Origin of the sequence: Pimelobacter simplex, from assembly GCF_900114845.1 — a bacterium.
Classification (GTDB): Bacteria; Actinomycetota; Actinomycetes; order Propionibacteriales; family Nocardioidaceae; genus Nocardioides; species Nocardioides simplex.
This window is the reverse complement of the sequence record NZ_FOUK01000001.1, coordinates 265,154-289,380: the sequence shown is the minus strand read 5'-3', so window position 1 is coordinate 289,380 and position 24,227 is coordinate 265,154. Positions and strand designations below refer to the sequence as shown.

24 protein-coding genes and 1 pseudogene are annotated in these 24,227 nt (G+C 73.2%); 11 read left to right on the top strand and 14 right to left on the bottom strand.

All coding sequences use genetic code 11. The features are described 5' to 3' along the window. Position 1: 1 nt before the first annotated feature. The gene (locus BM223_RS01365; RefSeq protein WP_038682197.1) at positions 2-649 is read right to left on the bottom strand and encodes a lysophospholipid acyltransferase family protein; all 648 of its coding nucleotides are present in this window, start codon (positions 647-649) and stop codon (positions 2-4) included. 65 nt (positions 650-714) lie between these two features. On the opposite strand from BM223_RS01365, the gene BM223_RS01360 reads away from it, so the two are divergent. Then, the gene (locus tag BM223_RS01360) at positions 715-1,239 is read left to right on the top strand and encodes a TetR/AcrR family transcriptional regulator (RefSeq protein WP_038682199.1); all 525 of its coding nucleotides are present in this window, start codon (positions 715-717) and stop codon (positions 1,237-1,239) included. Between the two features lie 55 nt (positions 1,240-1,294). Here BM223_RS01360 and BM223_RS01355 read toward each other — a convergent pair whose 3' ends face one another. After that, positions 1,295-3,115 (bottom strand): phosphoenolpyruvate carboxykinase (GTP), encoded by a 1,821-nt coding sequence (locus BM223_RS01355; RefSeq protein WP_038682200.1) that lies wholly within the window; start codon positions 3,113-3,115, stop codon positions 1,295-1,297. A 453-nt stretch (positions 3,116-3,568) separates the two neighbouring features. On the opposite strand from BM223_RS01355, the gene BM223_RS01350 reads away from it, so the two are divergent. The 3 genes from BM223_RS01350 (at position 3,569) to BM223_RS01340 (ending at position 5,517) form a co-directional block, all read left to right on the top strand. Beyond that, the gene (locus BM223_RS01350) at positions 3,569-4,147 is read left to right on the top strand and encodes a TMEM165/GDT1 family protein (RefSeq protein WP_038682202.1); all 579 of its coding nucleotides are present in this window, start codon (positions 3,569-3,571) and stop codon (positions 4,145-4,147) included. A 124-nt stretch (positions 4,148-4,271) separates the two neighbouring features. Beyond that, complete coding sequence (locus BM223_RS01345; RefSeq protein WP_141267621.1) at positions 4,272-4,967, top strand: hypothetical protein; 696 nt, start codon at positions 4,272-4,274, stop codon at positions 4,965-4,967. Between the two features lie 346 nt (positions 4,968-5,313). Continuing rightward, positions 5,314-5,517, top strand: coding sequence for a hypothetical protein (locus BM223_RS01340; protein WP_038682207.1), 204 nt, complete (start codon positions 5,314-5,316; stop codon positions 5,515-5,517). A gap of 7 nt (positions 5,518-5,524) precedes the next feature. Here BM223_RS01340 and BM223_RS01335 read toward each other — a convergent pair whose 3' ends face one another. Continuing rightward, positions 5,525-6,028: an Lrp/AsnC family transcriptional regulator gene (locus BM223_RS01335; protein WP_038682209.1), complete on the bottom strand. Its 504-nt coding sequence runs from the start codon at positions 6,026-6,028 to the stop codon at positions 5,525-5,527. 119 nt (positions 6,029-6,147) lie between these two features. Here BM223_RS01335 and hppD point away from each other — a divergent pair, with 119 nt between their 5' ends. Continuing rightward, positions 6,148-7,353, top strand: coding sequence for a 4-hydroxyphenylpyruvate dioxygenase (hppD, locus tag BM223_RS01330; protein ID WP_038682210.1), 1,206 nt, complete (start codon positions 6,148-6,150; stop codon positions 7,351-7,353). Continuing rightward, positions 7,353-8,411, top strand: a pseudogene (locus BM223_RS01325) (Glu/Leu/Phe/Val dehydrogenase dimerization domain-containing protein); the annotation flags it as partial. The gene hppD and the pseudogene BM223_RS01325, both read left to right, overlap by 1 nt. Before the next feature lie 67 nt (positions 8,412-8,478). Here BM223_RS01325 and BM223_RS29620 read toward each other — a convergent pair. Both BM223_RS29620 and BM223_RS01315 read right to left on the bottom strand, forming a co-directional pair. Beyond that, positions 8,479-9,984, bottom strand: coding sequence for an MFS transporter (locus tag BM223_RS29620; protein ID WP_075018439.1), 1,506 nt, complete (start codon positions 9,982-9,984; stop codon positions 8,479-8,481). Continuing rightward, entirely contained in the window at positions 9,981-10,793 is an 813-nt protein-coding gene (locus BM223_RS01315) for a MaoC/PaaZ C-terminal domain-containing protein (protein ID WP_038682213.1), read from the bottom strand. The genes BM223_RS29620 and BM223_RS01315 overlap by 4 nt, the downstream gene beginning before the upstream one ends. Positions 10,794-10,847: 54 nt before the next feature. Between BM223_RS01315 and BM223_RS01310 the strand changes: the two genes are divergently transcribed. Continuing rightward, complete coding sequence (locus tag BM223_RS01310) at positions 10,848-11,723, top strand: enoyl-CoA hydratase (protein WP_038682215.1); 876 nt, start codon at positions 10,848-10,850, stop codon at positions 11,721-11,723. Between the two features lie 130 nt (positions 11,724-11,853). On the opposite strand, the gene BM223_RS01305 is transcribed toward BM223_RS01310, so the two are convergent. Then, positions 11,854-13,041: an ABC transporter substrate-binding protein gene (locus BM223_RS01305; RefSeq protein WP_038682216.1), complete on the bottom strand. Its 1,188-nt coding sequence runs from the start codon at positions 13,039-13,041 to the stop codon at positions 11,854-11,856. A 164-nt stretch (positions 13,042-13,205) separates the two neighbouring features. On the opposite strand from BM223_RS01305, the gene BM223_RS01300 reads away from it, so the two are divergent. The 3 genes from BM223_RS01300 to BM223_RS01290 are packed head-to-tail and all read left to right on the top strand — an operon-like array spanning position 13,206 to position 16,343. Beyond that, on the top strand, positions 13,206-14,405 hold the full coding sequence (locus BM223_RS01300) for a cytochrome P450 (RefSeq protein WP_038682218.1): 1,200 nt from the start codon (positions 13,206-13,208) through the stop codon (positions 14,403-14,405). A gap of 10 nt (positions 14,406-14,415) precedes the next feature. Then, positions 14,416-15,447: an NADP-dependent oxidoreductase gene (locus BM223_RS01295; RefSeq protein ID WP_038682220.1), complete on the top strand. Its 1,032-nt coding sequence runs from the start codon at positions 14,416-14,418 to the stop codon at positions 15,445-15,447. Further along, positions 15,444-16,343: an SDR family NAD(P)-dependent oxidoreductase gene (locus BM223_RS01290; RefSeq protein WP_038682221.1), complete on the top strand. Its 900-nt coding sequence runs from the start codon at positions 15,444-15,446 to the stop codon at positions 16,341-16,343. Before BM223_RS01295 ends, BM223_RS01290 begins: the two co-directional genes overlap by 4 nt. Here the strand turns inward: BM223_RS01290 and BM223_RS01285 are convergent. The 5 genes from BM223_RS01285 to BM223_RS01265 are packed head-to-tail and all read right to left on the bottom strand — an operon-like array spanning position 16,315 to position 21,216. Continuing rightward, positions 16,315-17,493, bottom strand: coding sequence for a flavin reductase (locus BM223_RS01285; protein ID WP_038682223.1), 1,179 nt, complete (start codon positions 17,491-17,493; stop codon positions 16,315-16,317). The genes BM223_RS01290 and BM223_RS01285 overlap by 29 nt on opposite strands. 9 nt (positions 17,494-17,502) lie before the next feature. Further along, positions 17,503-18,783, bottom strand: a complete 1,281-nt coding sequence (locus BM223_RS01280) for an LLM class flavin-dependent oxidoreductase (protein ID WP_200887028.1) — start codon at positions 18,781-18,783, stop codon at positions 17,503-17,505. Positions 18,784-18,794: 11 nt separating this feature from the next. Beyond that, positions 18,795-19,208 carry a nuclear transport factor 2 family protein gene (locus BM223_RS01275; protein ID WP_052139093.1) on the bottom strand — a complete coding sequence of 138 codons (414 nt, stop codon included), beginning with the start codon at positions 19,206-19,208 and terminating at the stop codon, positions 18,795-18,797. Beyond that, a complete protein-coding gene (locus tag BM223_RS01270) occupies positions 19,205-20,341 on the bottom strand; it encodes a serine hydrolase domain-containing protein (RefSeq protein WP_052139094.1) in 1,137 nt (378 codons plus the stop codon). The genes BM223_RS01275 and BM223_RS01270 overlap by 4 nt, the downstream gene beginning before the upstream one ends. Continuing rightward, positions 20,338-21,216 carry an SDR family NAD(P)-dependent oxidoreductase gene (locus BM223_RS01265; RefSeq protein WP_052139095.1) on the bottom strand — a complete coding sequence of 293 codons (879 nt, stop codon included), beginning with the start codon at positions 21,214-21,216 and terminating at the stop codon, positions 20,338-20,340. Before BM223_RS01265 ends, BM223_RS01270 begins: the two co-directional genes overlap by 4 nt. A 167-nt stretch (positions 21,217-21,383) precedes the next feature. Here BM223_RS01265 and BM223_RS01260 point away from each other — a divergent pair, with 167 nt between their 5' ends. After that, a complete protein-coding gene (locus BM223_RS01260; protein ID WP_082003830.1) occupies positions 21,384-22,145 on the top strand; it encodes an IclR family transcriptional regulator in 762 nt (253 codons plus the stop codon). Between the two features lie 108 nt (positions 22,146-22,253). Here the strand turns inward: BM223_RS01260 and BM223_RS01255 are convergent, their stop codons facing one another. The 3 genes from BM223_RS01255 to BM223_RS01245 are packed head-to-tail and all read right to left on the bottom strand — an operon-like array spanning position 22,254 to position 24,204. Beyond that, on the bottom strand, positions 22,254-22,814 hold the full coding sequence (locus BM223_RS01255) for a PaaI family thioesterase (protein WP_052139096.1): 561 nt from the start codon (positions 22,812-22,814) through the stop codon (positions 22,254-22,256). Beyond that, positions 22,811-23,440, bottom strand: a complete 630-nt coding sequence (locus BM223_RS01250; protein WP_038682227.1) for a gamma carbonic anhydrase family protein — start codon at positions 23,438-23,440, stop codon at positions 22,811-22,813. The genes BM223_RS01255 and BM223_RS01250 overlap by 4 nt, the downstream gene beginning before the upstream one ends. A gap of 5 nt (positions 23,441-23,445) precedes the next feature. Continuing rightward, on the bottom strand, positions 23,446-24,204 hold the full coding sequence (locus BM223_RS01245) for an SDR family NAD(P)-dependent oxidoreductase (protein ID WP_218030688.1): 759 nt from the start codon (positions 24,202-24,204) through the stop codon (positions 23,446-23,448). Between the last annotated feature and the right edge of the window lie 23 nt (positions 24,205-24,227).

The window sequence follows — 24,227 nt, the reverse complement described above, 5'->3', positions numbered from 1 at the left end:
ATCATGCCGCCCGGCGGCGCTCGGGGTAGTGGTCCAGCGGTTCCTGTCCGGTCAGCGAACCGATGGCGGCCATCAGCAGGTCGGTCCCGGCCCGCACGTCGCCGGCGGTGACGTCGACCGGGGCGCCGATGTCGACGCGCACCCGGCCCCGCCGCCATCCCCTCCGGGACGACGGGTCGACGGCCGCCGTGCCGACCAGGCCCACCGGCAGCACCACCGCGCCGGGCACCGCCCGCGCGACCCGGACGACGCCCGTGTGCCCCCGGTAGAGGCGTCCGTCAGGCGAGCGGGTGCCCTCGGGGTAGATCGCCCAGACGCCCCCGTCGCGCAGCAGCCGCTCGGCCGCCGCGAGCGACGTCGAGGCCGCGGAGCCGCCGTCCCGGTCGACCGGGATCTGCCCGGTCACCGCGCACAGCCAGCGGTAGAGCCGCCCGCGCGGTCCGGGGCGGTAGTACTCCGCCTTGGCCAGGAAGCGCGGCTGCCGCGGAAGCACCAGGGAGAGCACGAGCGAGTCGATCTCGGCCGCGTGGTTGGCGGCGACGACCACCGGCCCGGACGCCGGCACGTGCTGCCGGCCGCGCACCCGGGGCCGCGTGTACCAGCGCACGACCGGCCCCAGCAGGACCCACTTGAGCATCCAGAACCACATGCGCACCCTCCGGAGGTAGACACTGTCTACTTCCAGTCTGCCCCGCGACCGGGGAGACTGTCGAGGTGACCGCCCGCGACCGCCTCGTCAGCGTCGGCACCGAGCTCCTCGAGGCACACGGGCGCGAGGGCGTCTCGCTCCGCTCGATCGCCGCCGCGGCTGGCGTCTCGCACGGGGCGCCGCGCCGCTACTTCCCCACCTACCAGGCCCTCCTCGCGGCGATCGCCCGCGGCGGCCTCGAGGACCTCGACGCCGAGCTCGCGCCCGCGCTCGCCGCCGACGACCTGCCCCGGGCCGCGCGCGCCTACCTCGCGTTCGCCCGGTCCCGGCCGGAGATGTTCGATCTGATCACCCGCCACGACCTGCTCGAAGGGGCCGGCGGCCACCTGCGCGAGATCACCGGGCGCTGGCTCGCCGAGCTCGGCGCCACCCTGGCCCGCACCACCGGCCGGGAGCCGGCGCCGGCGGAGTGCCTCGCCCTGTGGTCCGCCGTGCACGGCCTCGCCGCGCTGACCGGCCGGCGCGCCACCGAGCCCTCCGGGATCGACCCGGACGCGGCGCTCGCCGTCCTGCTCGACCGGCTGGGCTGAGAACGCACAGCGCCCCGGCTCCGAGGAGCCGGGGCGCTGCAGTGAGCGTGCGGGATCAGGCCTCGAGCGCCTTGGCGACCCGGCGGTGCGCCTCCCAGATCTCCTCGGGGAGACCGTCGAACTGCGCGAGGTGCTTCTCGCGGAAGCCCATCTCCTGCTGCCAGCGCGGGACGTCGATCGACAGGAGCGTGTCGAGGTCGGCCAGCGCCTGCTCGTCGAGGCCCTCGAGGTTGAGCTCCTCGCGCTTCGGCAGGACGCCGACGGGCGTCTGCACGCCCTCGACCTCGCCGGCCAGGAACTCCATGAGCCAGTTGAGCGGCCGCAGGTTCTCGCGGTAGCCCGGCCACAGGAAGCGACCGTCGTCGCCGCGCTGGAACCAGTTGACGTGCGCGAAGATCGGCTTGGTCGTCGCCCGGCCGATGACCTCGAGCCAGTGCGCGGCGTAGTCGGCCTCGGAGTACGACATGAACGGGCGCATCGACATCGGGTCGTAGCGGAGCACGCCCTCGAGGCCGTCGGCCGCCGCGGTCGCCTCGGCACCCAGCGTGAGGCCGTCGTAGACGCCCTCGGCGATGTCGGTGATCGCGCGGATCAGCGGCTCGCGGTCACGGGTGCGGCCACCGAAGATGATGCCGTGGATCTCGACGCCCTTCGGGTCCTCGAAGTCCTTGGCGACGTTCGGGACGTTGGCCAGGGTCGTGGTGAAGCGGCTGTTCGGGTGCGCCCACGGAGCGTCGGCCTCCTCGGGGGACCGGTCGGCGATGACGTCGCCCTTCCAGTCCTCCCAGCCGTCGAGGTCGGTCGGCTTGTCACCCTTGCCCTCCCACCAGACCTCCTGGGTCTTGGGGTTGTAGGCGACGTTGGTGAAGATCGCGCCGGTGCCCGGGACGATCGAGTCGATCGCGGTCGGGTTGGTCTTCTCGTTGGTGTCCTTCGCGACACCGAAGACGCCGTTCTCCGGGTTCATCCCGTAGAGCTTGCCGTCGTCGCCGACCCAGATCCACGCGATGTCGTCGCCGTAGAACTCGACGTAGTAGCGGTCGCCGAGAGCGTCGGGCGCCAGCGTCATCGCGAGGTTCGTCTTGCCCGAGGCCGACGGGAAGCCACCGCAGATGTTGTACTTGCGGCCGGTCTCCTTGTCGGTGATGCCGAGCAGCATGAACTGCTCGACCAGGAAGCCGTTCTTCCAGCCGTCGTACGAGCCCTGGCGCAGACCGTGGGCGATCTTGCCGAGCAGCGCGTTGCCGCCGTACGACGAGCCGAAGTGCAGGATCGTGCGCTCGTCGGCGACGGTCACGAAGTACCGCTTGTCGTCGGGCGTGCCCTGGCCGAGGTTCTCGAGGTCGCCGGTCACGTGGACGGCCTTGACGAAGGAGTCGCCCAGGTCGTTGATGTACTCCACGCCGACCCGCGCCATGCGGATCATCTGGAGGACGACGTTGCGGTTGTCGGTCAGCTCCACACCGGCGGCGAACTTCTCGACCGGCGAGCCCTTCGGCGACATGAGGTAGGGGATGACGTACATCGTCTTGCCCGCCGAGGCGCCGGTCATCAGCTCGACCAGCTTCGGCTTCATCTCGGCGGCGGGCTTCCAGTTGTTGTAGATGCCCTTGTCGGCCTCGTTGGAGGTCGCGACGATGGTGCGCTCCTCAGCGCGCGCGGTGTCCTTGTAGTAGGAGCGCGAGTAGTAGAGACCCTCTCCGGCCGGGAGGAGCTCACCGGCTTCCAGGGACTCCTGGACCAGCCGCGCGTCGTCGGCCGCGGACACGACCTCGATGCGCTCTGCCCCGGTGATGTTGGCCCAGTGTGCGACGTACTCACGGACGTGGGGGTTGGTGAGACCCGCCTCGTCGAGCGTCCGCTCCACATCAACCATTTGCTTCGCCAGCCTTTCGGTCCTTGACAAGGTGTGGGCACGCTACCCCACAGCCCACCCGGGTTTTTCCGGGGTTCGAATCGTGCGATCCGTGGACACCGTCGTCCGCGTGACAGTCACCATGACACCCGTTTTGCGCTGACGCACATCGGCGGGAACCCCGGTTTCTGCCCGCTCCGAGGGCGGCGCGGCCTTGGATCGTGCCAATCCCCGGCCTGGCTGGGGATTGGCGCGCGGACCGTCGTACGCCGTAAAGTCACGCCCGAAGGGGAGTAGTCCTCAACAGACGTGTCGACACACTGGCCCCCGGGCCCGGCACGTCAGGCCACCTCGGTGGCGGACGAGACCTTCGACCAGCTGCACGACCGACGAGACCCGTCAGACGTGCCGGTCGAAGGCACGTCCATCGCGGCAGCGCGGACAGCTCCGGCCGGCACCGGAGAGGAACCCACCATGTACGCCTTCCTGCTCAGCACCGCCGTCATCTTCGTCGCCGAGCTCGGCGACAAGAGCCAGCTGATGGCGATGACCTTCGCGACCCGCTACCGGGCCCGCGACGTGATCATCGGCCTGACCGCCGCCACCGCCGTCGTCCACCTGGCCTCGGTCGGCATCGGCTACCTGATCGGCGACGCCTTCGCCGACTACCAGGGCGCGATCGAGATCGGCGCCGGCGTCGCCTTCCTCGGCTTCGCCGCCTGGACCCTGCGCGGCGACGAGCTCACCGAGGAGGACACCGCCAAGGCCAAGGCCGCCACCGGCCGCGCGATCCTCGTCGTCGCCGTCTTCTTCTTCCTCGCCGAGCTCGGCGACAAGACCATGCTCGCCACCATCACCCTGGCCACCCAGGAGGGCTGGTTCGGCACCTGGCTCGGCTCCACCGTCGGCATGGTCGCCGCGGACGCCCTCGCCATCGCCCTCGGCGCGATCGTCGGCCGCCAGCTGCCCGAGAAGGTCGTCAAGTACGGCGCCGCCGCCCTCTTCGCGATCTTCGGCCTCGCCCTCATCGCCGGCGGCGCCGGGCTCTTCTGAGCCCCGCCGCGGTTGAACCCGGCCGCACCCGGGCATGGACGAAGCGATGAGCCAGCCGCCGCACCCGCCCCCGCCCTTCGGACCACCACCTCCCCCCGCACCACGCCCCCGCACGGGCCTGGTGGTGGGGCTGGTGGTCCTGGCGGTGGCCGCACTGGCCGGGATCGGCGTCGGCGCCTTCGTCGTCGCCGACCGGATGCTCGACGACGACTCCCCCCGGGTCGGGACCCGGACCACCGCGGCGACCGACGGCACCTCGCCGACCGACGACTCCTCGCCGACCGACGAGGCGACCGACCCGACGGCGCCCACCACCGGCCTCACCGCGCCCTACTCCCCCACCGACGACACCGGCGACGACGTCCACGGCGACGTCGAGGTCGCCGACTTCCCCGGCGACTGGGACTTCAAGCTCGGCGACGTCGAGCACCACGCCACCCTCGACCGCTCCGTCGACCACGCCACCTGCGCCCCGGTCGAGAAGGACGCCGTCCTCACCAGCCAGCGCTGCGAGCACGCCGCCCAGTGGGTCTTCACCGCCCTCGGCGGCAAGGTCCGGCTCACCCAGCTCTTCCTGGTCTTCGACACCGAGCGCCACGCCAAGGCCGCCCAGACCGCCCTCGACGACAAGGACCTCGACCTCCCGGCGGGGAGCACCTTCCCGTCGTACGCGCAGGGACGGTGGAACTCGAGCGTCTACGGCAACATCATCAGCGTCACCGTCGGCACCTCGCGCACCGAGGTCGACGAGAAGCGGCTCACCTCGATGGTCAACTACATGAACACCGACTTCCGGACCGCGCTGCTGTTCAGCTTCTGAGCGCGGGCGGCGGGCGGCAGGCGCGCGCGATACCCCGCGGGAAAGTCGTTGAAACTTTTACGCCGGATCTGATGACAACCCGTCAGCCACGTGGCACACTTCTCAGTGCCGCCGCAGGTGACCCGAGACGCCTGCGGCGGCTTCCAACTTTTTGGGCCGAGCGCGGCTCCGCCGCGGGGGGAGGCAGCAAGCTGCCCCCGGACGCGGCTCTCACCGCGCTGCCGGCCGACTTTCTGGGCCGAGCGCGGCTTCGCCGCGGGGGGAGGCAGCAAGCTGCCCCCGGACGCGGCTCTCGCCGCGCTGCCGGCCTGGCACGCTGCCGGCCGGGCGCCGCTAGCCTGGATCCATGGGGAGCGAGACGCAGCCGGGCTCGGCCGACACGCTTCCGGACTTCTACCGAGCCGTCCCCGCCGCCGACGCCTACGACGCGCCGCCGACCCCGGGCCAGGCACAGGGTCTGGTCGAGCACGTCCTCGAGGCCGAGGTCATCGACGAGCCCGACGCCGAGCCCGACGCCGAGCCCGACGCCGACCCCGACGCCGAGGCCTGAGCGCCCCTCACCCCTTCCGGTACGCCGGCGCCCGCCGGCTCGGCACCGTCTCGCCCGAGCCGAGCAGCGGCAGCACCCGCGGCGGCACCAGCACCGACAGCACCATCACGCTGGTCGAGCGGACCACGGACGACGACTGGTCGATCCGCACGAGCGTGGCCTGCAGCTCGGGGTGGGAGCGGGTGGCGACGCGGCACAGGACGTCGTACGAGCCGGTGGTGACATAGGCCTCGAGCACCTGGGGGATCGCCTCGAGGTCGCGGGAGACCTCGTCGAGCGCGCCCTGGGAGATCTCCAGGGTGACGTAGGCCTGGACCTCGAAGCCGGCCGCGGCGACGTCGAGGGTGGGGTCCCAGTCCGCGATGACGCCGGCCTCGGTCATCCGGCGCAGCCGGCTCTGGACGGTGGCCCGGGCGACCTTGGTCAGGCGGGAGAGCTCGAGGTCGCCGGCCCGGGGGTGCTCGGTGAGGGCGGTGAGCAGGGCGAGGTCGATCTGGTCGAGCGCGAGCATGGCTCCAAACTAGACAGATCGCCTACCAATAGCCACCCGAAGGCGGCAGAACTGACCGTCTTGCCTACCTCGACATAGTCAGGTTGTGGGGCTCGGGACGGACCTGTTGTGCTCCTCACATGTCCCTCCACGACACCCTGACCAGTGAGGAGCAGCTCGCCGAGCTGGACCTCGACACGTTGAAGCAGCTCGTCGGCCTCGTCGAGTACGACGACCGCGAGGACCCGTTCCCCGTCACCGGCTGGGACGCCGCCGTGTGGGTGGTCGGCAATGCGACCCAGACCGCGCACTTCTTCATCTCGGCGTTCGGCATGGAGCTCGTCGCCTACGCGGGTCCCGAGACGGGCAACCGCGACCACGTGGCGTTCGTCCTCAAGAGCGGCGCGGTCCGCTTCGTCATCAAGGGCGGCGTCGACCCGCGCAGCACGCTGCTCGACCACCACCGCAAGCACGGCGACGGCATCGTCGACATCGCGCTCGAGGTCCCCGACGTCGACAAGTGCATCGAGCACGCGCGCTCGGTGGGGGCGACGGTGCTCGAGGAGCCGCACGACCTCACCGACGAGCACGGCACGGTCCGGGTCGGCGCGATCGCGACGTACGGCGACACCCGGCACACGCTCGTCGACCGCAGCCGGTACGACGGCCCGTACCTGCCCGGCTACGTCGCGCGGACGTCGTCCTTCCAGCGGCGCGAGGGTGCGCCGAAGCGCCTGTTCCAGGCGCTCGACCACATCGTCGGCAACGTCGAGCTCGGCAAGATGGACGACTGGGTCGAGTTCTACCGCAAGGTCATGGGCTTCACGAACATGGCCGAGTTCATCGGCGACGACATCGCGACCGACTACTCGGCGCTGATGTCGAAGGTCGTCGCCAACGGCAACCACCGGGTGAAGTTCCCCCTCAACGAGCCGGCGGTCGCCAAGAAGAAGTCGCAGATCGACGAGTACCTCGAGTTCTACGACGGCCCGGGCGCCCAGCACCTCGCGCTGGCCACCAACGACATCCTCGCCACGGTCGACGCGCTGCGGGCCGAGGGCGTCGCCTTCCTCGACACCCCGGACTCCTACTACGAGGACCCCGAGCTGCGCGCCCGGATCGGCGAGGTGCGGGTCCCCGTCGAGGAGCTGCAGAAGCGCGGCATCCTCGTCGACCGCGACGAGGACGGCTACCTGCTGCAGATCTTCACCAAGCCGCTGGGCGACCGGCCCACCGTGTTCTTCGAGCTCATCGAGCGGCACGGCTCGCTGGGCTTCGGCAAGGGCAACTTCAAGGCGCTGTTCGAGGCGATCGAGCGCGAGCAGGAACGACGGGGGAACTTCTGATGGCGACCGACCCGACCACGATGCACGAGCTGCTCGGCCGGTTCGAGGCCAAGGCGCCCGAGATCGTCTTCGAGTGGCACGACGCCGAGACCGAGGCCAAGGGCTGGGTGGTGATCAACTCCCTGCGCGGCGGCGCGGCCGGCGGCGGCACCCGGATGCGGGCGGGCCTCGACCGCAGCGAGGTCGAGGCGCTGGCCAAGACGATGGAGGTCAAGTTCACCGTCTCCGGGCCGGCCATCGGCGGCGCCAAGTCGGGCATCGACTTCGACCCCGCCGACCCGCGCCGCGAGGGCGTCCTCGCCCGCTGGTTCAAGGCGGTCTCCCCGCTGCTCAAGACCTACTACGGCACCGGCGGCGACCTCAACGTCGACGAGCTCCACGACGTCATCCCGCTGACGGAGCGCTACGGCCTGTGGCACCCGCAGCAGGGCATCGTCAGCGGGCACTTCGCGGCCGACGAGCGTGAGCTGGTGCAGCGCGTCGGCATGCTGCGCCTCGGCGTCTCCAAGGTCGTCGAGGACCCGCGCTACACGCCCGAGCGCGAGCGCAAGTACACGATCGCCGACCTGGTCACGGGCTGGGGCGTGGCCGAGTCGGTCGTGCACTACTACGGGACCTACGGCGGCGCGCTCGCCGGCAAGCGCGTGATCGTGCAGGGCTGGGGCAACGTCGGGTCCGCGGCCGCCTACTACCTGGCCCAGGCCGGTGCCTCGGTCGTCGGCATCATCGACCGCGAAGGCGGCCTGATGAACCCCGACGGGTTCACCCCCGAGGAGGTCCACGCGCTCTTCGTCGGCAAGGAGGGCAACGCCCTGCGGGCCGACGGCCTGATCCCCCACGACCAGCTCGACGACGCGATCTGGGACATGGGCGCCGAGATCTTCCTGCCGTGCGCGGCCTCGCGCCTCGTCACCGTCGAGCACGTGAAGCGGCTCGTCTCGGGCGGCCTCGAGGTGATCTCGGCCGGCGCCAACGTGCCGTTCGCCGACCCCGAGATCTTCTACGGGCCGACGTACGAGTTCGCCGACCAGCACGTCGCGGTGATCCCCGACTTCATCGCCAACTGCGGCATGGCGCGGACGTTCACGCTGCTCATGGAGGGCATCGACGAGGTGTCCGACGAGGTCATCCTCGGCGACGTCTCGCGGACCATCCGCACCGCGCTCGAGAAGTGCCACGAGCGGTCGCCGTACCCCACGTCGGTGGCGGCGACGGCGTTCGAGATCGCGCTCGACCAGCTGGTCTGAGGCAGCGGCCGGGCTGCAGGTCCCGCGGCAGGCGGACGGCGAGCAGCGCCCCGCCCGCCGCGGCGACCGCGCCCCAGCCGTAGGCGAGCCCGTAGCCCAGTGCCGACGCCGCGTGCGCGGCGAGCAGGGCGCCGATCACGGCGCTGGAGACGGACGCGCCGATCATCCGCATGAGCGTGTTGAGGCCGTTGGCGGCGCCGACCGCGTCGGGCGCGGTGAGCCGGACGACGAGGAACGGCAGCGTCGCGAACGACATCCCGATGCCGAGGCCGATGAGCAGCGAGACGGCGACGACCGCGACCGGCCACCGCACGGTGAGCGCCGACGCCGTGTAGCCGATCGCGCTGCAGGCCAGGCCGAGCGCCAGGGCCCAGCGGGCGCCGCGACGGCCGACGATCCAGGAGCCGAGCGGCGCGGCGAGCATCATCGCGAGCCCGCCGGGGACCAGGCAGAGACCGGCGACGAGCACCGAGTGGCCCGCTCCCTCGACCGGGCGCTGGAGCAGCACGGGCATGACGAGCACGTTGGTGAACATCGCGACGCCGGCGAGCACCGACGCGAGCTGGACCAGCGCCATCCGCGGCTCCAGGGCGGAGGCCAGGTCGACGAGCGGGTCGCTCGTCCGGCGCTCCCAGCGCCACCACACCGCGAGGACGACGAGACCACCCGCGGCGCTGCCGAGCGTGGCCGGGTGCGCCCAGCCCCAGCGTCCACCGTTGGTGACCGCGAGGAGCACCGCCACCAGCCCGGCGGAGAGCAGCACGCAGCCGATCCCGTCGAACGACGCCCGCGGCCCGGCCGGCCCGGCGTCGGCGACCGGCCTCGGGACGACGAGCACGACCGCCACCGTGACGAGGACCGCGAGCACGGACGCGACCCAGAAGACGACCTGCCAGTCGGCGACCGAGGCGATCAGCCCGGAGAAGGCGACGCCGGCCGCCGTCCCGATGCCCATGGTGGCGCTGATCAGCGCGGCGCCGCGCTGCAGGCCGATGCCGACGGCGACCTCGGCGAGCACGCTGATCCCCAGCGGGATCACCGCGCTGGAGGTGCCCTGGAGCGCGCGGCCGGCGAGCAGTAGCGGGTAGGTGCCGGCCGCGCAGAGCACGCTGCCGATCGCGGTCGCGGCCAGGCACCACAGCAGCACCCGCCGGCGTCCGACCAGGTCGGCGAGCCGGCCGCAGACCGGTGTCGCGACGGCGGCCGCGACCAGGCAGACCGTCATCGCCCAGGACGCCGCCTCGCGGGTGATCCCGAGCCGCTCGGGAAGCTCGCCGAGCAGCGGGATGAGCAGCGCCTGCGACAGGATGCCGACCAGGCCGGCCGCCGCGAGGACCGCGACGACCGGGCGCAGCCGGACGGCGGGCGCTGCCGTGGTGGTCACGCGAACACGGCTCGGGCGCCGTCGATCGCCGTACCGCGCTCGGTGTCGACGCGGAAGGAGCCGTCGGCCCAGACCGGCACGCACACCGACTCCCCCGGGAACACGGGCGCGCTGAACCGGCCCTCGAGCAGGGTCAGGTCGGCCGGCGAGGCGCCCTGCGCGAACGCGGCCGCGAGCACCGCGCCCGACAGCGTCGCGAGCCCGTGCAGGATCGGCCGCGGCTGGCCGATCCGCTCCGCGGCGACGGGGTCGATGTGGATGTGGTGGTGGTCGCCGGTGAGCCGGTAGAGCGCGGCCGCGTTGGCCGCGATGTCCCAGTCGACGGTGGTCGCGGGGTCGCCCTCGGGTCCGGGGGCCCGGCCCGGGCCGCGCTCGCCGCCGAAGCCGCCGCGGCCGGGCGCGAAGATCGACCAGGTCGCCCGGACGTAGTCGCACTCGACGACGATCTCGAAGACGGCGGCGCCGCCCTTGTCCCACACCTCGCCGACGCGCGCGGTCATCAGCGTCGAGCCCGCGGCCGGCATGGGCGCCAGCACCTCGAGCCGCTGCGAGCCGTGCAGCGCCGTACCGACGTCCCAGCCGCCGGCCGAGCCGACGACGTCGGGCGCCCACTGCGCGAGCGTCAGCGCGAACGTCGGCAGCACCCGCAGGTCGCGCTCGAAGACCAGGTCGAGCCGATCGGCCGGAGCACCGACGGCGAGCGCGAACAGGATGGCGTCGCGCGCCTCCCAGCTCACCTCCCGCTCGCCCAGGGGCCGGCCGGCCCAGTCCGCGGTGTCGGTCACATCCAGCTCGGGTCGGGTCGTCATCCTGCTAGACTACCAAGCAAACGCTAGGTTTGTACGCCGACCCCGGGAGCACCGATGAGCAACGACACCCTGCCGACCGAGCCGGTGGTGACCTACGAGGTCCGCGACGCCGTCGCGTACGTGACGCTCAACCGCCCGGAGTACGCGAACGCCCAGAACTCCAAGGTCACCTACGCCCTCGACCGCGCCTTCACCGACGCGGTGAACGACGACGCGGTCAAGGTGATCGTGCTCGGCGGCAACGGCAAGCACTTCTGCGGCGGTCACGACATCGGCACGCCCGGGCGCGACATCCACGAGTCGTTCGAGCGCAAGGCCGTCATCTGGTGGGACCACGTCGGCTCCGAGGGCGTCGACGCCCGCTTCGCCCGCGAGTCCGAGGTCTACCTCGGGATGTGCCGCCGCTGGCGCGAGATCCCCAAGCCGGTCATCGCCAAGGTGCAGGGCGCCTGCGTCGCCGGCGGCCTCATGCTCGCCTGGGTCTGCGACTTCATCGTGGCCTCCGAGGACGCGTTCTTCCAGGACCCGGTGGTCAAGATGGGCATCCCCGGCGTCGAGTACTTCGCGCACCCGTGGGTGATGAACCCCCGCGCCGCCAAGGAGTTCCTCTACACCGGCGGCCGCTTCGACGCCCGCCGCGCACTCGATCTCGGCATGGTCAACCACGTCGTCCCCCGCGACCAGCTCGACGCGTCGGTCGACGAGATGGCCCACCGGATCGCCGCCATGCCCCGCCTCGGCCTGGCCCTCACCAAGAAGGCGATCAACCAGGCCGAGGACCTCATGGGTCAGCGCACCGGCATGGACTCCGTCTTCGGCCTCCACCACGCCGCGCACTCCCACAACGCCGAGGTCACCGTCGACTCGCTCGCCGGCCTCGACGCCGCCGCGATGGCGGAGTCGAACAAGCGCGACGCCGGCGAGCTCTAGCCCCCCACCCGCCGAAGTGCCACGAACCGGCGGGCGAAGTGCCACGAACCGGCGGCCGAGGGTGCACTCTCGACCGCCGGTTCGCGCTCCTTCGCCCGCCGGTTTGCGCTCCTTCGGCGGGGCTTGCAGGTCAGCGGAACTGGCCGTGCTCGAGCGGCCCCGGGGCGATGAAGGCGAACTCGTCGGCGTCGGGCTGCGCGTCGTGCCGCTCCTCGGTGAAGTTGTACGACGTGATGATGGCCGTCGGAGCCGCGTCCACGACGCTCGGGTCGACGAGGGCGTCGGCGAGGGCGTGCGGGTCCGTGGAGCCGGCGGCCTCGGCGGCGGCCCGGACGAGCAGCAGGGCGTCGTAGTTGTAGGCGAGGATCAGCGTGGCGCGGATGTCGCCGCGCTCGCGCATCCGGGCGACGGCGTCGACGACGCGCTGGTCCGCCGGGTCGAAGGCCGCGCTCCGGTAGACCTGCATGACGAGGTTCGCCACGGCCGGGGTGCCGAGCACCCCTGACGGGGGCTCCGTCGAGATCAGGCCCGTCGCCGAGACCGAGGTGTCGCCGATGATCGGGACGTCCCAGCCGAGCTTCTCCACGCCCTTGAGGACGTAGCCGAGGGCGGCGCCGTAGGCGTCGAGGACGAGCGCGTCCGGGTTCTTCGAGCGGATCGCCTCGAGCTGGGCGGTCATGTCGAGCGCCGCGACGTCGTACTCGACCGTGGCGAGGACGTCGATGCCGGCGTCCTCGAAGATGCGCTCGGCCGAGGCGCCGTACACCTCGCCGTAGGAGCTCGAGCCGTGCAGGATCCCGACCTTGGCGTAGCCCTTCTCCTCGAAGTAGGGCAGGTAGGCGCGGATCTGGTCGCCGGCGCTCGCCGCCAGGTCGAAGTTGAGCGGGAACTGCTCCGGGTCGGCCGACCGCTCGGTGGGCACCGTGCTGAGCGACAGGATCTCGTTCTGGCCGAGGATCGGGAGGATCGCGTCGGCGACCGTGGACGGGCCCGAGTTGAGCACCAGGTCGGGCTTGTCCTTCGCGATCGCCTCGCGCAGCTTGGTCACCGCGACGGTCGGGTCCGCCTGGTCGTCGACGACGCTGATGACGACCTTGCGGCCGTCGATCCCGCCCGCCTCGTTGACGGCGTCCACACCGGCCTGCGCGGCGAGGACCGAGGTGGCCGCGTTGTCCGCGAGCACCCCCTCGGCGGACACCCCGCCGAGCACGAGCACGCGGTACTCGTCGCCGCTGCCGGACTCCTCCCCCGCGCATCCCGCGGCGGCCAGCGCGAGGGCCGCGAGACCCCCGACCACCTTGAACAGACGTGTCCTCATTGCAGCTCCTTCGATGTCGGCCAGCGAACAGAGCGGTTTCTAGGTCACCGGCGACGGCGCCCGCGGCACCCATGCCACTGGCTGAAATCGGCGGTGCGTCGCTTCGGCGGCGGGTCGTTGGGTGAGCACGTCCTGGCCGCCACGTCAGCAGAACGGAAGCGCCGATGCACGTCTCGTCCCATGTTCCCGACGACCTCGTCGTCGACTTCGACTACCGCTACGCCGACGAGATCGCCGGCGACCCGTGGGCCTTCCTGGCTCGGCAGACCGAGGGACCGGGCGTGTTCTGGTCCCCGCGCCACGGCGGCCACTGGGTCATCGCCCGGACGGCGCTCGTCGACGAGGTCTTCCGCGACCACGAGCGGTTCTCCAACGGCAAGGTCGCGATCCCCGCACCACCGCGGCCGCAGTCGATCCCGGCGAGCATGGACCCGCCCGAGCACGGCCGCTACCGGCGGATCCTGTCCCGGCACGTGTTCAGCCCCAAGGCGCTCGGCACCCTCGTGGACGACGTCCACGCGGTCGGCGCCACCCTCATGGCCGACCTCGCGCCACAAGGACGCTGTGAGTTCGTCGCCGACTTCGCGCGGCCGCTGCCGGTCAGCCTGCTGCTGCGGATGCTCGGGCTGCCCGAGGACGTGCGCGACACGCTCGCGCTGTGGGTCCGCCAGATGTTCCACGGCGGCTCGGTCGACGAGGCGCTCGCGGGCTACCAGGAGGCGTTCGCCTTCCTCGGCGCCTGGCTGGACGACGCGCTCGCCCGCGAGGACGACCCCGGCATCGTGCTGCCCGCGCTGCGCGCCGCGCGGGTCCAGGACCGGCCGCTCACCCGTGACGAGATGCACTCGATGGCGATGATGCTGCTCGGCGCCGGCGTCGACACGGTGACCTCGCAGATGACCCACTGCATGCGGTACGTCGCCGAGAACCCCGCCGTGCGGCAGCGGCTCCTCGACGACCCGGGGCTCGTCCCGAACGCGGTCGAGGAGCTGCTGCGCCGCTACGGGATCGCCAACATCGCGCGCGTCGTCCGCGACGACATGGTCTACGAGGGGGTCGCCATGCGGGCCGGCGACCTGGTGCTGTGCAGCACCGCGCTGGCCGGGCTCGACGCGCGCTCGTTCCCCGACCCGATGACGGTCGACCTCGACCGGCCCAACGCCAAGGAGCACATGCCCTTCGGCGCCGGGCCGCACATCTGCCCGGGCGCCTACCTGGCGCGCGTCGTCCTCAAGTCGCTGCTCACCGAGGTGCTCGCCCAGCTGCCCGGCCTCGCGATCGCGCCCGAGGCGCGGCTGACCCACGTGTCCGGGATGACCGTGTCGCTGACGGCGCTGCCGCTCGTCTGGGGAGCCGGGCAGTGAGCGGCAACAGGTGGTCCGGATCCGGCGCGCGCCGGACGGGCTGCCCGCGCCCGACGACTTCGAGCTCGTCACGGAGCCGATCCCCGAGCCCGGCGACGGCGAGGTGCTCTTTCGCGCCCGCTACATGTCGGTCGACCCGGCGATGCGCCGCTACCTGCCGGCGCCCGCGGGCGGCCCGCACCCCCTCGGCGGTACGGCGGCCGTGGGCGACGTCGTCATTGCCGGCCCTCCCCCGCCGACGAGCGGCTACACCGGCGGCTTCGTCGGAGAGGTACTCGCCTCGCGGCACCCGGCCTGGCGGGCCGGCGACCTCGTCCAGGGCGGGAGCCGCTGGCAGACGCACCACGTCGTGCCGGGCGACTCGTTGGTCGCCGTACCGGAGGGCGGGGAGCTGCTCCACGAGCTCGGCGTCCTCGGCCAGCCCGGCTTCGTCGCCTGGTGGGGCGTACGACACGTCGCCGCGGTGAAGTCCGGCGAGACGTTCGTCGTCTCGGCCGCGGGCGGCGCGATCGGCATGGTCGCCGGCCAGCTCGCCCGCGCCGCCGGCGCCCGGGTGGTCGGGATCGCGAGCGGCGAAAAGGCCCGCTACGTCACCGAGGTGCTCGGCTTCGACGCGTGCGTCGACCGGCACGTGGAACCGGTCGCGGACGCGCTCGACCGGCTCTGCCCGGACGGGATCGACATCTACTTCGACAACGTCGGCGCCGACACGGCCCGCGCGTGCTTCGACCGGCTGCGGGACTTCGGGCGCTACGTCGTGTGCGGCATGGCCGGCGAGTACAACGCCCGCGAGGCCGAGACCGGCCCGCCGCTGCGGCCGGTTCTGCGCAAGCGGCTGCGGGTCGAGGGCTACGTCATCTACGACCACTACGACGAGTTCCCCGCCTTCCGCTCGGAGGTCGGCGCGCTGCTGGCGGCGGGCGACCTCCGCTACCGGTACGACGTCCGGCCGGACCTCGCCAGCGCCCCCGACGCGCTCGCCCGGCTGCTCCAGGGCCGCAACGAGGGCAAGGTCGTCGTGGACCTGGGGGCGGACGCATGACCGGGCGGCTGGCCATCGTCACCGGCGCCAGCCGCGGGATCGGCCGGGCGATCACCCGCCGGCTCGCGGCCGACGGGATCGCGGTCGCGGCCGTCGCACGCACGCTGCGGCCCGGCGACGGCCCGCTCGACATGAGCGGCTCGCTGGAGGAGACGGTCCGCCTGGTCGGCGAGGACGGCGGGCTGGCGCGGGCGTTCGCGGCCGACCTCGGCGACCCGGATCTCGACCGGGCGGCGCTGGTCGCGGAGGTAGAGGCGGCGTTCGGGAGGCGGGTCGGCATCCTGGTCAACAACGCCGCGGTGGCGCCGCAGCCGGCCGCATCGTTCCTGGACATCTCGCGCGAGGTGTTCCAGACCTCGATCGAGACGAACGTCTGGAACGCCTGGGACCTCGTCCGCGCCATCGTCCCGAGCATGCGGGCGGCGGGCTCCGGCTCGATCGTGACCATCTCGTCGCGGCTGGCCGGGCCGCGGGTCGGGCCGCCGTACGCCGCGCACCCGCTGGGCGGCTCGGTGCTCTACGGCTCGGTCAAGGCCGCGCTCGACCGGCTCAGCACCGGCATGGCGATGGAGCTGGCGCCCGACCGGATCGCCGTCAACGCCCTCTCCCCCGACCGCGGGGTCGCGACCGAGAACGCCGCACGCACCGTCCCCGGCTGGCCGTCGGAGCCCGAGGAGACCATGGCCGAGGCGGTGCTCGCGCTGTGCGACGGTGACCCGGCGGTGCTCACCGGCCGCGTCGCCTACAGCCTGAGCCTGCTCCGCGAGCTCGACCGCCCGGTCCGCACGCTCGACGGCCGGTCGCTGGTGCCCGGCTGGCAGCCGGCCGACATCGACCCGGCGGCGCTCCTGCCGGAGCACCTGGTGTTCAACCCAGCTCCGCCAGCCGGGCGCTGACCGCGTCGGCCGTGGCGACGAGCCGCTCGCGCCACGCGTCGACCTGGGCGCCCGAGACGCCGGCAGGCATGCCGTAGAGCACGAGCACCAGCACGGTCCGGCCGTCGCGGCGGACGGGCGCGGCGAGCATCCGGACGTCGTACGACGCCGCGGGGTCGAGGTCGGCGGGCTCGTAGTAGGGCGTCAGCCCGTCGAGCAGCGCACCGATCCGGCGCTCGGCGTCCGGCGTCGCCCGGGTCTCGGAGAAGCGGGCGACCTCCTCCCAGACGTCGTCGTGCTGGGGCGCGCGGAGGCCGAGCGACCAGCCGCGCTCGCGCACCCGGTCGAGCATCTCGCGGTGCCCGGCGCGGACCTCGGGCGCGACCGCCGAGCGGAGGTGGTGCGCCCACTGGGTGGCGGCGACGTCGGTGTCGGCGAGGTCGAGGAAGAGCGATCCGTAGGGCGGGACCAGCGGCATCCGGCGGCCGATGTGGGTCCGCATCCCGTGGTCGCCGCCGGCACCCGCCACGACGACGACCTCGTCGTCCACGAGGGCCTGGGCGTAGCAGGGGAAGCCGACCTCGCGGGCCAGCTCGTCCATCGGGCCGCGGGCGACGTCGGCGACCTGCAGAGGCAGCCGCAGGTCCGCCGACCAGGGGGCGACGAGCGAGCGCGGCCGGAAGCCGCCGTACCCGCCCTGGAAGAAGAGCAGCGGGTCGCCCGCGCCGGCGCCGGGCACGTCGAGGTGCTCGACCCGGCCGAGCACGATGTCGTGGTCGCCGCCGTCGAGGACGCTCTCGACCGAGCAGTCCAGCCAGGCGACCGCACCGTCGAGCACCGGGGAGCCGCCCGGCGAGAGGTCCCAGGAAACGCCGGCGAACTTGTCGGCGCCGCGCGACGCGAACTGCCGGCACAGCTGCTCCTGGTCGCTCGCCAGCACGTTGACGCAGAACCGCGGCCGCTCGCGCAGCGCGGCATAGCTGCTCGACGACTTCGCCGGCAGGTAGGCGACGAGCGGCGGGTCCAGCGAGACGGAGGTGAACGAGCCCACCACCATCCCCAGCGGTATGTCATCCGCGCCGAGCGCCGTCACCACGACGACCCCGGTCGGGAAGTGCGCGAGGACCTCGCGGAAGCGGCGGCCGTCGCCGGCGAGCTCGGTGTCGGACATGGAGGCTCCTCAGTCGGTCAGGTGCTCGCGCAGGGTCGCGCCGGCGTAGCGCTCGCGGAACAGGCCGCGCCGCTGCAGCCGCGGGACGACCTCCTCGACGAAGTCGGTCAGGCCGCCGGGCATGTCCGCCGGGATCACGATGAAGCCGTCGGCGGCGCCCGCCTCGAACCAGCGCTGCAGGTCGTCGGCGACGTCGTCCGGCGTACCGACCAGGCTGCGGTGGCCGATGCTCAGGCCGATCCGCTGCAGCAGCTGGCGCAGGGTCAGCCCCTCCTCGAGCGCGGTCCGGATGAACAGCGCCGGTCGCGAGACGCCCGCGTGGGCGGGGAGCTGGTCGCGCAGGTCCGGGAACGGCGCGTCGAGGTCGATCCCGGACAGATCGAGCCCGCCGAAGGAGGCGGTCATGAACTGCAGCGTCGACTGCTCGCTGACGTAGGAGCCGAGCTCGGCCGCGAGCTCGCGCGCCTCGGCGCGGGTCCGGCCGAGGATCGGCGTGACGCCGGGCAGCACCTTGACGTCCTCGGCCCGGCGGCCCGCGGCGACGGCCAGCGCCCGCATCTCGTCGGCGAACGCGAGCGAGGCGTCCGGGTCGACCTGGGTGGTGAAGACGAGGTCGGCGACCCGGGCGCCGAGCTGCATCCCGGGCCCGGACGAGCCGGCCTGGGCGAGCGGCAGCCGGCCCTGCGGCGAGCGCGGGATCGTCAGCGGACCGCGCACCTGGAAGTGCTTGCCGCGGTGGTCGAGGGGCCGGATCCGGTCCGGGTCGGCGTAGACGCCCGTCGTCCGGTCGGCGACGACCGCGTCCGGCTCCCAGCAGTCCCAGAGCCCGAGGACGACGTCGACGAATTCCTCGCCGCGCTCGTAGCGGTCCGCGTGGTCGGGCAGCGTGTCGGTGCCGTAGTTCTCCGCGGCCGCGGCGATCGCGGTGGTCACGACGTTCCAGCCCGCCCGGCCGCCGCTGAGGTGGTCGAGCGTCGCGAACTGGCGGGCCACCGTGAACGGGTCGTTGTACGTCGTGGAGCTCGTCCCGATCAGCCCGATCCGGCTGGTCGTCGCCGCGAGCGCCGACAGCAGCGCGACCGGGTCCGGCCGGAGCGTCGCGTCGGACGCGATGCCGGACGAGAGGGTGAGCGCGTCCGCGACGAAGAAGGCGTCGAAGCAGCCGGCCTCGGCGGTCTGCGCCAGGTGGGTCCAGTGCGCGAGGCTCTGCTCGGCGCCGGGCACCGTGCGCGGCGAGCGCCACACGCCCTGCGAGACGCCCATCGCCTGGGCGAAGACGGCGAGGTGCATCGAGCGGCTCATCACGACGCCCGGACGATCCGGCGCTGCTGCAGCAGCGGGCCGCCGGCGGACCAGGTCCACCTGTCGACGTACTCGCCGACCATGAGGACCTTCGGCTGGTCGCCGACCTTGACCAGCGCCCACGTCGAGCGGCTCTCGGCCGAGCGGTCGGCGCCGGCCCGGACGACGACCGTCGTCAGCAGGTGCCGGGTGCCCGAGCCGGGCCCGGTCAGGCCGCGCTCGCGCGGGCCCTGCAACCCCTCGGCGACGGCCGCGCGGCCGGTCAGCGGGCCCGCACTCGACTCCCACACGACGTCCTCGGCCATCAGGGCGGTCAGCTCGTCGAGCGTCCCCTCGTCCGCGGTGTAGCAGGTCTGCGCGACCTGGTTGCGCACCGCGTTCTCGACCTCGGTGTCGTTCTCGTTCCCGGTCATCGCCGGCCACCCTCCTGCTCCGAAAGCTGCTTCACGTGCTCGCGCACCGCCTCGGCGAGGGGTACGAACGGGTGCACCTCGGGCGCGAACGGCCCCGCGTGCATCCGGTTGTGGCAGATCGCGACGGCGAGCCCGGTGTCGAGCTCGGCCCACGCGATCGAGCCGCCGGCACCGGGGTGCTGGAGCACCCGGGGCCGGTCGCCGACGCACGGGTGGGCACCCGGGCCGCCGGTCCAGTAGCCGTAGCCGCCCACCCGCGCGGGGGCGCCGAGGTAGCGGTCCACCTCGGTGACGCCGTCGCGGGGCGTCGGGAAGAGGTCGACGAGCTCGGCGGGGAGCAGCCGGACGCCGTCCAGCTCGCCGCGGCCGGCGAGCACCGCCAGCAGGCGTGCCACCGAGCGGGCGTTGCCGATCAGCCCGGCGGACGGGTTGACCGTCCGCAGCCCGAGGTCGGCGTTGAACACCGCCGGGCCGGGGTAGACCGCGCCCGGCATGCCGCGCAGGTGGTCCTCCGCCGCGCCCTCGGGCGACGCTCCGCCGCTGAGCACCGCACGGCGTACGTCGTGCTCGGGCGGCAGCCCCAGGTAGGCGTCGTCGACACCGATCGGGTCGAGCACCTCCTCGCGCACGCACCGCTCGAAGGGCCGGTGCGCGGGGTCGACCCGTCGTACCAACTCGCCGACGACCCAGCCCCAGACCAGCGCGTGGTAGCAGTTCTCGGTGCCCGGCGGCGTCTCCGGCACCAGGTCCTCGATCGCGGCGACCATCCAGGCCCAGTCCGCCTGGCGCTCGGGTGTGACGCCCTCCGGCATCCACGGGATGCCGGCCCGGTGGCTGAGCACGTCGCGGACGGTGATCCGGTCCTTGCCGTGCCGGCCGAACTCGGGCCAGTGCCGGGCGACCGGGTCGTCGTACGAGAGGAGGCCGCGGGCGACCTGGACGTGCAGCGCGGTCGCGGTGACGATCTTGGTCACCGAGAAGACGTTGTAGAGCGTGTCGCCGTCGGCCGGCCCGGCCCAGGCGTCGACGACGAGCCGACCGTCGAGGTAGGCCGCGACGTGCACCGCGTCCTCGCCGCGCTCGCGGGCGATCTCCAGCGCGGCCTGCACGGCCGCGGGGGCCAGGGCGCTCACGTGAGCGCCGCCGGGGCCGCCGGGGCCGCCGCGACGGCGGGCGTGCGCAGCTCGAGCAGCTTGTCCGCACGGTCGCGGAACAGCTGGGCCGTGCGCTCCGGGTCGGTGAACACCCAGAAGTCGCCGGCCGCGAGCCCGTCGAGCAGCAGCCGCGCGGCCGTGGCCGGGTCGAGCCCGCGGGCCTTGTTGTCCTCGGCCATCTGCGCGAAGAAGGCGCGGGCCGCCGGGTCGGTCGGCTCGTGCCCCGCCCGGACGTCGTCGAAGATCCGCGAGCGCACCCAGTTCGGCATCAGCGCGGAGACCTGGACCGGCGCCCCGGTCGCCTGCAGCTCGACGTGGAGGCACTCGGCGAGCGCGAGCGCCGCGTGCTTGCTGGCGATGTAGGCCGCCTGGTACGGCAGCGTCGACACGCCACCCGTCGACGACACGATGCCGAGGGCGCCCGGCCGCCCCTGCTCGCTCATCAACGGGATCGCCGCATGTGCACAGTGGAACGCGCCGTTGAGGTTGATCTCCAGCACCTGGGCCCAGCGCTCGGGCGCGAGGTCCTGGACCCGGTCGCCGGCCTCGATGCCGGCGTTGCTGACCACGAGGTCGACGGCGCCGTGCCGCGCCCAGACGTCGGCGAAGAGCCCGGCCACCGCGCCGGCGTCCCGGACGTCGAGCGCGTGCGCCTCGGCGCTGCCTCCCGCCGTACAGCAGGCCTCGGCGACGTCCGCGGCGCGGGCCTCGTCGACATCGGTCACCACGACGTGGGCACCACCCGCGGCGAGGTGGCGGACCATGCCCTCGCCGAGGCCGGCACCGGCGCCGGTGACCAGGGCGGTGCTGCCCGGACCGAACCGTTCGTGTGCCGTGGGGCGCGCTGTGCTCAAGGGTTCCTCCTGGGGATCTCGACTCGCCACCAGCCTGCAGAAGCGGCGCGCGAACGGCACCCCCCGTGCCACTGGGTGAAGTGGCGCCGCCCGGCCCGAGCGCGCGCCCTGGTGAGGGGCGGAGGAGCGCGTTAAACTACCAAGCGTTTGCTCAGGAAGGAGCGCCCGTGACCTCAACCGCCACGCGTGAGATCGCCCGCCCGGCAGCCCGCGAGGGCGTCCTCGAGCGCGTCACCCTGATCATGGACAGCCTCGCCGAGGAGGCCGGTCCGCTGGGCCTCGACGAGGTCACCCAGCTCACCGGCCTGCCCAAGTCGACGGTCTTCCGGATGCTGCGCAAGCTGCACCAGCTCGGCTGGATCCACCAGGACGAGAACGGCTACGCACCGGGGCCGCGGATCACCCGCCAGGACGTCACCGCCGAGCACGACCGGATCCGGGTCGCCGCCGCGGTCACCCTCAACGAGCTGCAGCTGGCCACCGACTCCGTCGTCCACCTGTCGGTGGTCGACGGGCCGGTCATCCACTACCTCGACAAGATCGGCGGGCCACGCTCGACGAGCGTCCCGTCCCGCGTCGGCGGCCGGATCATGATGACCGACTCGGTGAGCGGACTGGCGATCCTCGCCGCGATGACGCCCGAGGACGTCGACGACGCGGTCGACCGCCAGCGGCGCTGGCACCCCGAGCACCTCGCGGCCCTGCACCGCGACCTCAACGTCATCCGGCGCAACCGGGGCATCGCGGTCGCCGACGGACGCCGGCTCTACGAGGGGATCAGCTCGCTCGCCGCGCCCGTCCTCGGACCCCGCGGTCCGGTCGCGGCCATCTCCCTCGCGCGCCGCGGCAACCTCTCGACCGCCGCTGCCGGCCCACTGCTGCTCAACGCGGTCCGGGCGACAGCCCGCGCCCTCCACCCGCCCCGCTGACCCCCGCCCGCCGAAGTAGCACGTTCCGGCGGGCGAAGTGCCACGAACCGGCGGCCGAGGGCGCACCTCTCGCCCGCCGGTTCGTGCTACTTGGCCCGCCGGAACGTGTCACTTCGCGAGGGAGACGAACAGGCCGCGCGCCTCGACGGTCATCACCCCGTCGCACCACAGCGCGCCGACGGTCTCGACCTTGCGGCCGCTGCGCGTGACCACCTCGCCGGTGATCCGCAGCGGGACGTCGAGCGGGGTCGGGGCGCGGTAGTCGAGGTTCAGCGAGGCGGTCACGGCCGGTACGCCGTGGTGCTGGACGAGGCTCGAGAGCACGACGTCGAGCAGCAGCGCCCCGACGCCTCCGTGGAGCTTGCCGGGCGGGCCGGCGTAGGCCGCGCCGAGGCCGTCGGGGACCTCGGCGCTCGCGCGCCCGTCCTCGAAGACCATCGTCAGCCCCGGCAGCGCCGGGTTGTCGAGGTGCCAGCCGTAGTCGCGCGCCCCCACCGCCTCGTCGTACGGCGTCCGGGGGACGTCGTCCAGACGCCGCTCGCGCAGCATCGCGGTGAGTGCGCGCACGGCCGCGTCGGCCCGCTCCATCTCGGGCTCGGGGACGTCGGTGACGGCCATGACCGCGGCGAGCTCGCGGACCGCGACGGCCAGGCTGCGCCGGGCGCTCACGCGCCGCCGTCCCGCTCCCGCTCGGCGCGCAGCTCGTGCAGCGGGCGGCTCACCGAGGAGTCGGTGCTGACCCGCGCCCGGTCCGGCTGCTCGGCGGCGAGCGGCGTCACCTCGCGGATCGTGGCGAGCGAGCGCTGCGCGAGCGCCTGGTAGACGCCGGGAGCGTTGGCCTTCCACGCGAGCTGGTCGGCGTCGAGCTCGCGGACGACGCGCGCCGGGCTGCCGATGACCAGCGACCGGGCCGGCGCGACGAAGCCCGCGGGCACGACGCTGCCGGCACCGATCAGCGAGTCCGCGCCGATCACGGCGCCGTCCATGACGACCGAGTTCATCCCGACCAGCACCCGCGGCTCCAGCGTGCAGCCGTGCAGGATCGCGCCGTGGCCCACGTGGCTGCCCTCCGCGAGGACGACGTCCGCACCGGGGTAGACGTGGACCGTGCAGGAGTCCTGCACGTTGGAACCCGCCTCGATCCGGATCCGCCCGAAGTCGCCCCGGAGGCTGGCCGACGGCCCGATGTAGCAGCCGGGGCCGATGATCACGTCACCGATCACGTCGGCCGACGGGTGCACGTAGGACGTCGGGTCGCAGACCGGGACGACGCCGTCGATCTCGTAGAAGGGCACGGTCCTCAGGCCTTCATGCCGCCGTCGACGACGAAGTCCTGGCCGGTGCAGTAGCTGGCCGCGTCGCTGAGCAGGAAGGCGACCATCGCGCTGACCTCGTGCGGCTGCGCAGCGCGCGGGACCGGCAGCGACGCGACGACGCCGCCGCCCTCGCGCGAGGCGTCGGAGAGCATCGCGGTGTCGGCCGCACCGGGCAGCACGCAGTTGACCCGGATGCCGCGCTCGCCACCGAGGTCGATCGCCGCGGCCCGGCTCACGCCGCGGAGCGCGAACTTCGAGGCGCCGTACGCACTGGAGCCCGGCCAGGCCGCGAGGCCCGCCACCGACGCGATGTTGACGATGGCGCTGCCCGGCGGCATGTGGGGGACGAGTGCCTGCATGCCGTGGATCGCGCCCATCACGTTGACCTGGAACATGCCGTCGAACATCTCCGGCGGTGTGTCGAGGAAGTGCGCGTACTCGCAGCGACCAGCGTTGTTGACCAGGCCGTCGACCCGGCCGTACCGCTCGACGGCGAGGCGGGCGACCGCGGCCCAGCCCTCGACGGAGGTCACGTCGAGCGCGGCGGACGCGTGCTGCTCGCCCAGCTCGGCGGCGACCTCCGCGACGCCGTCGGCGCCCAGGTCCGTCAGGACGACGGTCGCGCCGGCGCTCGCGAGCGTCCGGGCGTGCGCGGCGCCGAGGCCGCGGCTGGCGCCGGTCACCACGATCACCTTGTCGGTCAGGTCGACGAGCGGCCGCGGGGTGGTGTCCATCGTGTTCATCTCCTCAGGGTTTCACATAAACC